We start from the raw sequence: 13222 nt of genomic DNA, 5'->3' as shown, positions 1-13222 counted from the left end.
CGGCCGCACGGGCGGCCGACGCCTTTTTTTGCCCGAGACCTTGCGTCCGGTCGATCGATGGGCTAACCTCGCCTATCATCAACCGATACCGATAAGATGCCGCTTTCATGAAAACCGTTTTCCAGATATTGGCCCGCGATCTCCGGCGGCTTGTGCGCAACCCGATTGCGATGATCATCATCGCGGGCGTATGCATCATACCCTCGCTCTATGCGTGGTACTGCATTGCGGCGAACTGGGACCCGTATGCGAACACGGCGGGCATTCGCGTTGCGGTCAGCAACAACGATCGGGGAGCGAAAAGCGAGATAGCCGGCGATCTCGATGCGGGAGGCCAGGTGGTAGACCAACTTCGGTCCAATCACGACTTGGCATGGGAGTTCGTTTCCGAAGACGAAGCGATAGAGGGCGTCGAATCGGGCGCGTACTATGCGGCGATCGTCATTCCCGAAGATTTCAGCGAAGATCTCGTCGGTGTGTTCTCGGGCGATTTCGAACAACCTGCCATCACCTACTATGTGAACGAGAAGAAGAACGCCGTGGCCCCGAAGGTGACCGATACGGGTGCCGCAACCATCGAAGAGCAGATCAACTCGACGTTCGTGTCGACGGTCAGCAAAACCGTCATCGACATGGCTCAAACGGCGGGCTTCTCGATGGAGGACAGAGCCGACGAGGCGAGCGAAGGGCTTTCGAAAAGCGTCGAGGAGGCAAACGGCGCGATCGATCGCATCGGGACGCTGCTTGACGGCGTCAGCGCAACCGTCGACGACTCGCGAGATCCCCTTGCGGAAACCCGCGAGACGCTCGACAGCCTCGAAAAACAGATCCCCGCAATCACCGCTGCGCTTGATCAGAGCACCGAGCTTTTGGGAGACGTGCGCCAGGCTGCACGGGATCTCGATGCCTCCCTTTCGGAATCGGCCGCTCGGGGCGAATCGCTCGTTGGGGATGCTTCGGCACAGGCCAACCTTGCGATCGGGGAGTTCGCGGGCTCTGTTGCGAAGATCCAGGGCAGCGTCGATGCCGCCCTCGCCGATCTCGAGCGCATCGCCGACCTCAACGACGATATCATCGAAGAGCTCAAAGGCGAACAGGCTCAACACCCCGAGCTCGCCGACGTCATCGCCGCACTCGAGGCCCAAAACGAACAGCATCGGAAAACCTTGGCGGCGCTCGAGGATCTCAGCGCCGATGTTTCGGCGGTGGCCGAAGCAACCGCTTCGGCATCCGAGGCCGTCAACGGATCGGTGCAGGATGGCTTGGCCGCCGCATCTGAAGCTCGGCGCCGTATTTCGACCGAGGTGCTTCCGCAGCTTGCGGAGGGCCTTGATGCCTTCTCGCGGATTTCGGGCGGCCTATCGGGAACCGTGTCGTCGCTTGCCCCCTCGATTCAGCAGGCGCGCGGGCTGCTCGATCAGCTCTCGAGCATTCTCGACCAAACGAAGGAGATCGCGCTTTCAACCAGCTCGTCGCTTGCTTCGATGCGCGACGAGCTGTCCCGTACGGTGACCGATCTTTCGGCTCTCAACGATTCGGTGTCGATCGAGGAGCTTTCGACGCTGCTCGGCATCGATCCCGAGGACGCGGCAAGCTTCATGTCGTCTCCGGTAACGCTTGAGAACAAGGCGATCTATCCCGTTGCGAACTACGGCTCGGGCGTTGCGCCCTTCTACACCAACCTGGCTCTTTGGGTCGGGGGCTTTATCCTCGTCGCCATTATCAAGCTGGAAGTCGATCGCGAGGGCGTGAGGTCGTTTTCGCCGACGCAGGCGTATCTGGGCAGATGGCTGCTGTTCGTGCTGCTCGGCCTCGTGCAGGCGGCGATCGTCTGCGCCGGGGATCTCGCGATCGGCGTGCAGAGCACCGATCCGGTTGCGTTCATGGCGGCGGGGCTGTTCATTTCGTTTGTCTACGTCAGTCTCATCTTCGCGCTCGCGAGCACGTTCAAGCATATTGGAAAAGCGGTGGCCGTCGTGCTGCTCATCATGCAGATACCCGGATCGTCGGGCATGTATCCCGTTGAGATGATGCCTGCCTTCTTTCAGGCGGTCCACCCGTTTTTGCCGTTCACGTACGGAATCGGCGCACTGCGCGAGGCGGTGGGCGGCATGTACGGCTTGACGTATGCGGTCGACCTCGCTCGGCTTGCGATCTTCGTTCCCGCGGCGCTGCTCATCGGCCTCGTTGCCCGGCCGTATCTGCTCAACCTGAACCTGCTGTTCGATCACAAGCTCGCGGAAACCGACGTCATGGTGTGCGAGCAGAACAACCTGCCGCGAACGCGATACCGGTTGCGCACGGTGATCAAGGTGCTGCTCGACACCGACGCGTACCGTGCAAAGCTGACGGATCGCGCCGAGCGTTTCTATCGCAGCTATCCGCGCCTTTTGCGGGTGGGGTGGATCCTCATCTTCGCGCTGCCGGCGTTGATGCTCGTCGTCATGTCTCTGTTCGATGTCGGCATCGACACCAAGATCGTGATGCTCGTCGTTTGGATACTGTCGCTTATCGCGGTGATCTCGTATCTTATCGTCGTCGAATACCTTCACGACAATTTGAGCTACCAGCTTGATATGAGCACGCTTGAAACCGACGATCTCGAGCGAAAACTGCGCGAGCACGTGGTCGCCCGCACGGCCGATGCCGAAGACGGCGATTCTTCGCCCCGCAAGACCGATGGGGACGGGGGCAGGCTATGAAGAACATCATGCGCATCTTTCGGGGCGACTTGGCCCATGCGACCAAAAACGTCATCGGCGCCATCGTTCTCGTGGGGCTTATCGTGGTGCCTGCGCTTTACGCGTGGTTCAACATAGCGGGAAGTTGGGATCCTTACGAAAACACCGGGGATCTCAAGGTTGCCGTTGCCAACGAAGACAAGGGGCATCAAAGCGATCTCATCCCCCTTGAAGTCAACATGGGCGATTCCGTCGTATCCGCGCTTCGGGCCAACGACCAGTTCGATTGGGTCTTCGTCGACGAGGACGCCGCGGTCGAGGGCGTCCGGTCGGGAAAGTATTATGCGGCCATCGTGATCCCCGAAAGCTTCAGCGCCGATATGATGACGCTGTTTTCCGCAGATATAAAGCATTCGAGCATCATCTACTATTCGAACGAGAAGGAGAACGCCATCGCTCCGCGCGTCACGGAAAAGGGGGCGAGCTCCATCCAGGAGAGCATCGACCAGACGTTTGCGAAAACGGTGGCCGAGATAGGTTTGAAGACGACGAACGATCTGCTCTCGTTCATGGATGAGGGCGAGGTGGGAAGCTACATATCGGCGCTCGACCGGCAACTGTCCTCGGCGATCGACCTTTTGGGTGATTCGTCTGCGCGCATGTCGTCGTTTGCCTCGCTTATCGGATCGACTGCTTCGCTCATGGAATCGACTTCGGCCATGCTCGGCAGCACACAGGGCTCGTCGGCCGACGCCCTCGATGCGATCGCCTCGTCGAAATCGGGACTGACGGATGTTCGGGGTGCGCTTGGGGACCTTGTGGAAACCGTCCGTACGGCATTCGACCGGGCGAGCATCGGCTACGACGAGGTTGCGGCGAGCATCGACAAGGCCCTGGGCGATCTGGCGGTGGGATCGACGAGCGCGGCGGCGAGCCTCAACGAAGCTTCGGACGAAATACAGGGCCTGATCGACGGCATGGTGCAGATACGCGATGCCCTCGCGGCCGCCGAACCCGACAGCCCCGTCCTCGCCGAGTTCGATCGTTCGATCGAACTGCAGCGGTCGCTGAAGAACCGCGTTGACGAGATGGCTCAAACGCTTTCGGGCGCTTCGGGCGATATCGACGGCCAGCGTGCCGAGATCGCCGATCTCGTTGCCCAGGCAAAGCAAAGCGTGTCCGACGTGCAGTGGGGCTATGCCGCGCAGCTCGAAGACGAGCTTGCGAAGCTCGGAAATTCGCTTGATGACATCGCGTCTTCTTCGGCGGGCATCGCCGATGGACTCGATGGCGTTGCAGCGGGTCTTTCGGGCGTGTCGGGGTCGCTTTCGGGTGATCTGGCTTCGGCGAAGGCGGCTCTCGAAGAAGCTGCCGAGGCGCTCGGCAGCTCGGCCGATAAGCTCGATGCGGCCCGATCGAGCTTGCGGGGCGCGGCGGAGAGCGGCGATGTCGAAGAGATAAAGAGGATCGTCGGGTCGGATGTGTCGACGATGGCCCAGTTCCTCGCAGCGCCCGTGCGCGAGGATCGGCGGGCGGTGTACGCCATCGCAAACAACGGATCGGCTATGGCGGCGTTCTATACGATTCTGTCGCTTTGGGTGGGGGCGGTCATCCTTGTTGCGATGTTGAAGGTCGGCGTATCGGATCGGCGCGTCTCGGAACTCGAAGACGCCAAACCCTACCAGCTGTACCTAGGGCGCTTCGGCATGTTCTCCCTGCTCTCGTTTTTGCAGGCTACGGTCGTCTGCCTGGGGGACGTGTTTTTCCTCGGCATACAGTGCGAGCATCCCTTCCTGTTCATGCTTGCCGGCTGGATTGCGGGCTTCGTGTTCTGCAATCTGATCTACACGCTGACCGTATCGTTCGGCGATGTCGGCAAGGCGGTTGCCGTCGTGCTGCTGGTCATGCAGGTTGCCGGTTCGGGCGGGACGTTTCCCATCGAAATGTCGGCGGGCTTCTTCCAGGCGGTGTATCCGTTTCTGCCGTTCACCCATGGCATCGCGGCCATGCATGCGTGCATCGGCGGCATATACGGCAACGAGTACTGGGTTGAAATCGGAACGCTGCTTTTGTTTTTGATCCCGTCTTTGCTGTTGGGCCTTGTGCTCCGCAATCCCGTCATCCGCCTGAACCGATTCGTGATCGAGCGCCTTGAGCAGACGAAGCTCATGTGAGAGAAGCGGGCGGCGTGTTTCGTTTGCAGAGGCGGAAGCTGTCGTCGTCGTGCGAAGAGGTGCTCTTTCCGCAAGGATAGGCGCACGTAAGTCCGCTGTACGAGCAGAGCACGGGCTTCGGGCGCGCGATTTCCGAGAGGTCGGCCCCGCATTTTTTGCACTGCAGGTCCGCTCCCGCGATTATGTCGCGCCGATCGAAAATCGTGCACGTGCCGCACTCGGGGCACTGCGCAGATTTCTTCGGCGCGGGTTGGCACTTTCCGCAGAAAGGGTTGCAAACCCAGCATCCTCCCGCCATAATGCGTCCTTTCCATGGGGAAACGAAAAAAGGGCAAGATACCAAACAATCGAAGGCCGCCCATACCCTCGTCGGTATGAAAGCGCGAAATCTAATACCGGGAGCCATAGGGTCGTTTTTCAAAGTGGCGTATCGTCTTACCAGTACCTACGGTGAATGATGAGCATTCGGAACAGGGGGATCCGTATGGCCGAGCATGCCAGTGCGTTTCTGATCGACAAGAAAACCGCAAGGATGCTCGGGTTCAAAACTTTGCTTGCGTGGCATTATCTCGTTTTGTTCACGCCGATGTTCATAGGGGATATCAAATCGGGTTCGTTCCCTTTCTTTTTCGAGCGGCAGTTCACGCTGTATCTGACGCTTGCGGTGTCGTTCGGCGTGCTTGCTCTGTTCGGGAAGCGAATGCTTCGCAACAACAAGACCATGCCCTCGACGGTCGTGCTCGTCGTCGCTTGCGTGCTGGCGACTGCATCCTCGATCGTCGCCATTGCGTTCGTCGGGTCCTCCGATGCCGTGCTCAAGCTTGCTTCGACGGTGTTTCTCGGGGCGAGCGAGGCCTTGCTCATGTTTCTGTGGCTGCATTACTATGCGGTGGCGGCGGGGGAGTTCGTGTACCGGTCGTTTGCCGTCGACATGATATGCGGAGGTCTGCTCGCGTTTCTCATCTGCATTCTGCAATACCCGTTCTCATCCGTCGTCGCGGTCGTCTTGCCTCTCGTGGCGGGCATATCGCTGGTGCTCAACTGGCAATCGGTCGAGCCGCAGCAGCCTTTCGCCCCGCTTCCCCTTGCTCCTGCGCCGTCCGATCGGGAGGTGATGCGCCATTTCCTCAAAACCGTTCTGCCAACCATGGTGTATGCGTTCGTGTTCGGTCTTCTGCAGGGGGGATACATCCTGAGCGAGGTCGCGTTGCTCATGGCGTACGATCCTTTGATACTGCTCGGCATCCTCGTTTGCGGCATCCTCGTTTTCGCGATACCCGAAGATCCGAGTAAGCATTCCGATATCGATGCGATGCACCGCCTGTCCATGTTCCTGTTCGTTCTCGGCATCGTGTGCTTGGCCTTCTTCGACAACGTCATCCACAAGGTGTTTGCGGAAACGACGATCTTCGCCGGGTTCAACCTGTTCGACTACGGCGCCATGATCCTTGCCCTCGGCATGTCGAAGCGGCTTCGGACGAAGGGGCTGCTTTTCATAGAAGGCGGACGTGCGCTTACCTATTTAAGCTTGGCCCTCGGCATCATGGCGGGAGAGCGGCTCATGCTGCTGTCGGGAGGCGATTCGGTAACGCTCTACACCATCAGCGGCATCGCTATCACGTTGCTTGTCATCACGTCGCTCACGCCCTTCCGGGAAGGCNTGCGTCGCGTGATCGAGAGGGCGAAGGTCGAGACGGCGGCCGAACCCGAAGCGTAGGTTGCCGCCTGTTCGCGCGTGCGGCAGGCACGCATACGGCGGGAGGACCAGTCGAGCGGCTGGGCCTCCCGCCGTTTTTCATTCGGGGATCCCGCATGGTCGTTTTCGCAGGAAAGAGGCTGGAAGAATCTCCCGTCAGGTGGGCGAGAACCGTATAACCCCCAGTACTAGATCGCTTTTTTTCATACCTTCGTAGGTATAGGAGCGCGTCTCGCAGGTGGTACGTTACGCCTCGTGGATGCACCCCATGCCACCACGGAGCTCTACCGACGTAACGGATGTACGAGATGAGAGAAGGAGGAATCGCATGTGCTTCAGACCGCCATCGTTCGACGAGATGATGAAGAAATGCCCCTNGTGCGCTTACCTATTTAAGCTTGGCCCTCGGCATCATGGCGGGAGAGCGGCTCATGCTGCTGTCGGGAGGCGATTCGGTAACGCTCTACACCATCAGCGGCATCGCTATCACGTTGCTTGTCATCACGTCGCTCACGCCCTTCCGGGAAGGCGACGGGGATGCAAGCGCCCCGGGCTTTTCCTCGAAAACCGTCGTCGCTTGTCCGGGGAAGCCCTGCGCGGACTGCGCGGTCGTGCTCGGGAAAAGCGCTTCGGGGGGATCGGGCGCGCCTGCAGGATCGAAGGCCGACGGGACGGGCGATGCGGAGGCGAGGCCGTCGGGCGATTCGCTGGCCTCGGGCGGAATCGACGGCCAGCGCGACGGCGGAGCCTTGCGCGGCACTCCATGGAAGCGCACCTGCGCCGAAATCGCGAAGCTCTACAAGCTCTCGCCTCGCGAAACGGAGATATTCCTTCTTATCGCCAAGGGCCGGAATGCCGAGTACGTGCAGCAGCAGCTCGTTATATCGACCCATACCGCAAAGACCCACATTGCCAACATCTACCACAAACTCGGGGTGCATTCGTCGCAAGAGATGCTGAACCTGATCGAAGACTACAAGCGACAGGGAAAGCCGAACGATCTTGCGGATCAGTGACGTGCGATGCGCCGCCCGATGCGACGGATCGCCGGAAAGACAACATGAAGGGAATGGAATGGACACGGAAAGAAACGACGCTCAACCCATCGATTTGACACGGTTCGAGCTGACCGCTTGCGACCGGGTGACGATAGCGATGCCCGAGATGCCGGAGGTGTGCGAAGACGACATCGACGCGCAGCTGTTCGCCTACGTGGCAAGCGCACCGAAGGGCAGCCCGGTCAAATCGATCGCCGATCTCGACGACGCATGGGTGAGGGAGAACCTGCCGCTGTACGAGGGAATAGGGGAGGTTCGAAACGCCATCAGGGCGAATCTGACAAAGGAGACGGCTGCGGCGTTCGATGAGCTCAAGTATGCCAAGTGCGCAGACGCGCTTGTCGGGCGCCTGCGCGGCGATCTTCCCGCCGAGGCGGTCGCCGAAATGGCCGAAGCCGTGCGCGCCCGCAACGAGGACATGCTGAGGCAGCAGGGACTGACGGTTCGGCGCTACCTCGAGGATCATCGCATGAGCGAAAGCGACTACGATGCCAAGGTGCGCGAAGAGGCCGAGCGGGAACTCGCTCTCAACGTGGCGCTCGACAAGATGGTCGAGGCGACGGCGACAACCGTTGCGAACGGCGAGATCACCGAATACCTCGCCTGCGACGACCCGGAATCGTTTCTCGAAGAAGTGCGCGAAAGCGGAAGGATCGAGGATGCGCGCAGGGCGGCATCGAGAGTCAAGGTCATGCGTCGCGTGATCGAGACGGCGAAGGTCGAGACGGCGGCCGAATCCGAAGCGTAGGTNCCCGGCGCCCCGAAAGCGCCCGGCGCACCGAAGCCGCCTGCACCGCCGACGGCGTAGGCGGGCTGCACGGCAAGACGGGCAGCATGAAAGCTATCGGAGATTCGATCGCGCCAGGCTGAGGAGGAATGGCGAACGGAAGGCCGCATGCAAGGGGGTACCGGTCGCATGCGGGGCCGGATCGGGTCTCTGGGCATAAGAGCAACAAATAGTTGGAATCTTACACGAAAGGGGGAAATTCATGATCAACGAATACAACAAAGATCTTTACAAAGAAGACTGGCGTTGGTACGAAGACGGTTATGAAGTGACCCGAACCTCGGTCTGGACGGGCCCTGGTTGTCACAACGGGTGCGGCGTTCTTTGCTACACCAAAGACGGCAAGCTCGAGAAAATCGAAGGTGACCCCAACTTCGGTTACAGCCAGGGACGTCTGTGCCTGCGCTGCCTGAACATGGTCGAGAACATCTACAACAACGACCGCCTGAAGTGGCCCCTCCTCCGCGACGGCGAAAAAGGCGAGAACAAGTGGAAGCGCATCACGTGGGAAGAGGCCTTCGACTGGCTTGAGGAAACCTACGCGAAAATCTGCGATACCATCAAAAACGAGTACGGCGGAATCGGACCCGAGGGCATCGTCGCCCTTTCCGGTACGGGTCGCAACGCCATGTGGCACGGCGCCATGTGCCTCCGTGCGGTCTTCGGCAGCCCGAACATGGCGTTCGGCTTTTTGTCGGCGGACTCCTGCTATCAGCCTCGCATGACCGCGAATCTGATGAAGGACGGCGACTGCTGGATCCTCGATGCATCGCAGCTGCATCCCGACCGCTACGACAACCCCGAGTGGGTCTGCCCCGAAGTGGTCGTCGTCTGGGGCAACGAGCCGCTCGCTTCGAACGGCGACGGCTTCATGGGCCACTGGCTCGTCGACCTGATGCGTTTGGGCACCAAGCTCATCGTCGTCGACCCGGCGCTCACCTGGCTCGCCTCCAAGGCCGACGTCTGGTTGCAGGTGCGTCCCGGCACCGACTGCGCGCTTGCGCTCGGCATGCTCAACGTGATCATCAACGAAGACCTCTACGATCACGACTTCGTTGAAAACTGGTGCTACGGATTCGACGAACTCGTCGAGCGCGTGGCCGAGTACCCGACCGACAAGGTCGCCGAGATCTGCTGGCTCGACGAGCAGGACATCATCGACGCTGCCCGCATGTATGCGGCTGCCAAGCCCGCAGGCGTCCAATGGGGGCTTGCCATCGACATGCAGATCGCTGCCATGGAGGCCTCGTTTGCGATTTCCGACCTCGTTGCCATCACCGGCAACCTCGATGTTCCCGGCGGCAACGTGCTCGTGCGCTACGCGTACAACAGCTCCAAGAAGTACGGCTGCGGTCTCGAGTTCATCGACCAGGATATGCTCGACCGCCGCATCGGCACCGAGCAATCTCCGATCCACAAGGCCGGCTACACGCCGTTCATTCCGCCGGATCTTCTGCTCGAGGCCATGGAGACGGGCGTTCCCTACATGCCTCAGATGATGTGGGTGCACGGTACGAACCCGATCGCCAACATGGGCGGCGACGCCCCGCGCATCTACCGCGCATGGAAGAACGTTCCCTACACGGTCGTCGTCGACTACTACCTGACTCCGACTGCGGTGGCCTTCGCCGATCTCGTGCTGCCGGTCGCCATGTCGGTCGAACGCGACAGCTTCCGCTCCTGGTGGCAGCCGCTGCGCACCATCACGGCATCCGCCGGTCGCTACTACGAGTGCAAGATGGACGAAGAGCTGGTGCTCGATTTGGGCAAGCGCTTCAACCCGAAGTTCTTCAACCAGTTCAATGACGTGCACGAGTTCTTGACCTACATGATCCAGGACGACGGCTACGGCGTCGATTACACCTTCGACGACCTCAACAAGAAGGTCTACGACTGGTGGGATTTCAACGAGACCTACAAGAAGTACGAGAAGGGCCTGCTGCGCGAAGACGGCAATCCCGGATTCGTTACGGCAACCGGCCTCTACGAAATCTACTCGCCGCTGTTCGACGTGTGGGGCTTCGATCCGCTGCCCCAGCACCTGGAGCCCTACGAGAGCCCGGTCCGCACGCCCGAGCTGTACAAAGAGTATCCCTACATCTACACGTCCGGTCATCGTCACATCGGCCTGTTCCACTCCGAGCATCGGCAGCTGCCGACCATGCGCGAAGTGCACCCGACGGCGATCGCGGACATCTCGCCCGAAATCGCCGAAGAGATCGGCGTCATCGAAGGCGATTGGGTTTGGTTCGAGAACAAGCGCGGCAAGTGCAAGCAGCAGGTGCACATCGCTCCCGGCCTCATGCCGAAGCTTGTTCGCGCGCGCCACGGCTGGTGGTTCCCCGAGCAGGAGGGCGCAGAGCCCAACCTGTACGGCGTGTTCGATTGCAACGCCAACAACCTGACCACGATGGGCGTATACGGGCCGACCCACTACGGCGCCCCCTACAAGTGCTCGCTGTGCAAGTGCTACAAGGTGACGGAAGAAAACGACTGCTCGCCGAGCGAGATCGTTACCCAGGGAGGAGGTTTCGGTGGAAATGACTACACCCGATTCGAAGGCAAATAACTACGGCATCCTCATCGATTACGAATACTGCACGAACTGCCATACCTGCGAAGTTGCGTGCAAGAAAGTTCTCGATCTGCCGCAAGGCCAATACGGTATCAAGGTGCTCGAGGACGGCCCCCGCAAGAACACGCTCGGGAAATGGGAGTGGACTTACGTGCCCCTGCCGACCGATCTGTGCGACCTGTGCGCCGAGCGCACGGCCGAAGGACGCCTTCCGAGCTGCGTTCATCACTGCCAGTCGGGAATCATGTACTACGGTACGCTCGAGGAACTGGCGGTCAAGTTGGCTGAAAAGCCCAAGATGGTGCTTTTCTCTAAGTAAGGCGGAAAAGGAGGTAAGCGAGTATGGCTAAGCAAGAAAAAGGCGGATTCAGGCCGCCTCCGTTGGTGAAGATTCTCTGGACATGCGCCGAGTGCGGTACGTTCAACGCCGCCGACGCGGAGGTCTGCAAGAAATGCGGAGCCCAGAAGGTCGTTGACGAGAAGCTCGTCGGTGCCACCAAGCCGATCGACGACAGCGAACGTCACCTGAGGGAAGACTAGCGTTTCCGGGGCCTTTGCCCTTTCGGCAAAGGCCCCTTTTTCACTGCAACCATTCGCTTCGCAAAGTTTGGGTCTATTTGGGGACTATCGGGGGAAGGGGCCTTCCGGCAAATCGTTTGGACGGCGCCTTCTGGAAGCCAAACTACGCACATTGTTTACGAGTGAGCACATCAGACCGTTTTCTTTGTCCTTGCGAACCATTGCCGTCACCTGCCGAGGTCGGCATCAGGCCTGGGCGGGAATTCAACAAGGAGCGGAACATATGAGTGCAGCAGCAGCGAAAAGTCCTGGGAAGTTCACCATATCCCAGGCGATAGACTCCATAGGGGTCAACAAGTTCACCATCTCAATCTTTTTCCTCGTCGGTATCGCCATGATGTTCGACGGCTACGACTACATGATCATCTCGTATACCAATACGCAGATCGCTCTCGAGTTCGGCGTCGACGACATAGCGAAGGGAGCGCTGTCGTCGTGGTCGACCATCGGCATCGTGGTCGGATCGTTTGCGGCCGGGCCCCTCTCCGACGGATTCGGCCGCAAGAAGATCCTTTCGATCGGCACGTTCATGTACGGCCTGTTCACCATTCCGTGCATCTTCGCGCCGAACTATTTGATCTTCGCGGTATTCCGCGTCATCGCCGGACTGTTCCTCGGCGTGTGCACGCCTATCGTAACAACCTTGTTTACCGAGTTCACGCCAACGAAACAGCGATCGTTCTTCATAACGTTCGGCATGGCGTGGATGATCGTCGGCTGGGTTATGTCGGCGCTTGTCGGCACGGTGGTCGTGCAGCTGTGGTCATGGCACGTCTGCTATGCGATCGGCGCATTACCGGTGCTCTATGCGTTCATCTTCAACCACTTCACGCCCGAATCGGCCCACTGGGCCGCCGTGCACGGGAAGATTGACGTGGCTGAAACGACGCTTCGGCGCATCGAGAAGCGGGCGGGCAAGGAGATGCCGTACGACTTGTCGGGATCGAACATCCTCGTGCCGCCCGTCGCCGCGAAGGCGAGCCCTGCGGAGGTTTGGAAGGGCAAGTACCTTCGGACCACGTTCGCACTCGTGGTTCTGTACTTCGCCGGCAACTTTACGATCTACGGCGTGAACGCCTGGCTGCCGTCGATCATGCTTGCGCGCGGCTACGAGATCACTTCGGCATACCTGCTCGCCATGGCGCAAAACGCCGCAGCGGTCATCGCAAACTGCACGACGGGCTTCGTGTCCGAGGCGATCGGACGTAAACGCAACATCATTCTCGGATACGCGGTATCCATCCTGTCGTGCTTCCTGGCGGCGTTTGCAACCGGCTCGTTCTGGCTCGTTCTCGGCTCGCTCATCTTCTTGGGCTTCGCTTTGAACTACGCCATCACGGCCGTGCAGCCCATGATGTCCGAGTCGTATCCGACCGAATTCCGCAACTCGGGCGTGGCGACCATCGTCGCGCTGGGGAAATCGGCCGGCATCTTCTCGCCGATCGTGCTTGGAGCGCTGATCGGGATGGGATTCGATTTTACGGTGCTCTTCAGCCTGCTGGCCATCCCCATGGTTCTGGGCGTGCTCGCCGGCCTGCTTTTGCCGAAGGGCGCAAAGGGCATGAACATCGACGACATCGCCGAAGAGAGCGTTGCAAGCACCAAGTAACGCAGCGGGTCTGAGCCCGCTTGCCCGCGCCGCCCGCCGCAGGCTTGCTGCGGCGGGCGGGCG

Annotated in this window: 8 protein-coding genes; all 8 read left to right on the top strand. The window is 60.1% G+C overall.

The window, feature by feature from the left end; all coding sequences use genetic code 11:
- The first annotated feature begins 107 nt into the window (after positions 1 to 107).
- The 8 genes from C1719_RS11805 (at position 108) to C1719_RS11760 (ending at position 13159) form a co-directional block, all read left to right on the top strand.
- Positions 108 to 2702 (top strand): YhgE/Pip domain-containing protein, encoded by a 2595-nt coding sequence (locus C1719_RS11805; protein ID WP_102375295.1) that lies wholly within the window; start codon positions 108 to 110, stop codon positions 2700 to 2702.
- A complete protein-coding gene (locus tag C1719_RS11800) occupies positions 2699 to 4855 on the top strand; it encodes a YhgE/Pip domain-containing protein (protein ID WP_102375294.1) in 2157 nt (718 codons plus the stop codon). Before C1719_RS11805 ends, C1719_RS11800 begins: the two co-directional genes overlap by 4 nt.
- 2109 nt (positions 4856 to 6964) lie before the next feature.
- On the top strand, positions 6965 to 7567 hold the full coding sequence (locus C1719_RS11785; protein WP_146007894.1) for a response regulator transcription factor: 603 nt from the start codon (positions 6965 to 6967) through the stop codon (positions 7565 to 7567).
- A gap of 58 nt (positions 7568 to 7625) precedes the next feature.
- The gene (locus C1719_RS11780) at positions 7626 to 8357 is read left to right on the top strand and encodes a trigger factor (RefSeq protein ID WP_102375290.1); all 732 of its coding nucleotides are present in this window, start codon (positions 7626 to 7628) and stop codon (positions 8355 to 8357) included.
- A gap of 241 nt (positions 8358 to 8598) precedes the next feature.
- Positions 8599 to 10965 (top strand): molybdopterin-dependent oxidoreductase, encoded by a 2367-nt coding sequence (locus tag C1719_RS11775; RefSeq protein WP_102375289.1) that lies wholly within the window; start codon positions 8599 to 8601, stop codon positions 10963 to 10965.
- On the top strand, positions 10937 to 11290 hold the full coding sequence (locus C1719_RS11770) for a 4Fe-4S dicluster domain-containing protein (protein WP_102375288.1): 354 nt from the start codon (positions 10937 to 10939) through the stop codon (positions 11288 to 11290). The genes C1719_RS11775 and C1719_RS11770 overlap by 29 nt, the downstream gene beginning before the upstream one ends.
- 23 nt (positions 11291 to 11313) lie before the next feature.
- Positions 11314 to 11511 carry a hypothetical protein gene (locus C1719_RS11765; protein WP_102375287.1) on the top strand — a complete coding sequence of 66 codons (198 nt, stop codon included), beginning with the start codon at positions 11314 to 11316 and terminating at the stop codon, positions 11509 to 11511.
- 262 nt (positions 11512 to 11773) lie between these two features.
- On the top strand, positions 11774 to 13159 hold the full coding sequence (locus tag C1719_RS11760) for an MFS transporter (protein WP_102375286.1): 1386 nt from the start codon (positions 11774 to 11776) through the stop codon (positions 13157 to 13159).
- The last annotated feature ends 63 nt before the right edge of the window (positions 13160 to 13222 follow it).

Origin of the sequence: Raoultibacter massiliensis, from assembly GCF_900199545.1 — a bacterium.
Classification (GTDB): Bacteria; Actinomycetota; Coriobacteriia; order Coriobacteriales; family Eggerthellaceae; genus Raoultibacter; species Raoultibacter massiliensis.
This window is presented reverse-complemented; position numbering and strand designations above follow the sequence as displayed.

What these genes read in the sequence shown, in the direction of transcription:
- C1719_RS11805 (WP_102375295.1), top strand. Translation starts at nt 108, where the DNA reads ATGAAAACCGTTTTCCAGATATTGGCCCGCGATCTCCGGCGGCTTGTG.
- C1719_RS11780 (WP_102375290.1), top strand. Translation starts at nt 7,626, where the DNA reads ATGGACACGGAAAGAAACGACGCTCAACCCATCGATTTGACACGGTTC.
- C1719_RS11800 (WP_102375294.1), top strand. Translation starts at nt 2,699, where the DNA reads ATGAAGAACATCATGCGCATCTTTCGGGGCGACTTGGCCCATGCGACC.
- C1719_RS11765 (WP_102375287.1), top strand. Translation starts at nt 11,314, where the DNA reads ATGGCTAAGCAAGAAAAAGGCGGATTCAGGCCGCCTCCGTTGGTGAAG.
- C1719_RS11775 (WP_102375289.1), top strand. Translation starts at nt 8,599, where the DNA reads ATGATCAACGAATACAACAAAGATCTTTACAAAGAAGACTGGCGTTGG.
- C1719_RS11760 (WP_102375286.1), top strand. Translation starts at nt 11,774, where the DNA reads ATGAGTGCAGCAGCAGCGAAAAGTCCTGGGAAGTTCACCATATCCCAG.
- C1719_RS11770 (WP_102375288.1), top strand. Translation starts at nt 10,937, where the DNA reads ATGACTACACCCGATTCGAAGGCAAATAACTACGGCATCCTCATCGAT.
- C1719_RS11785 (WP_146007894.1), top strand. Translation starts at nt 6,965, where the DNA reads ATGGCGGGAGAGCGGCTCATGCTGCTGTCGGGAGGCGATTCGGTAACG.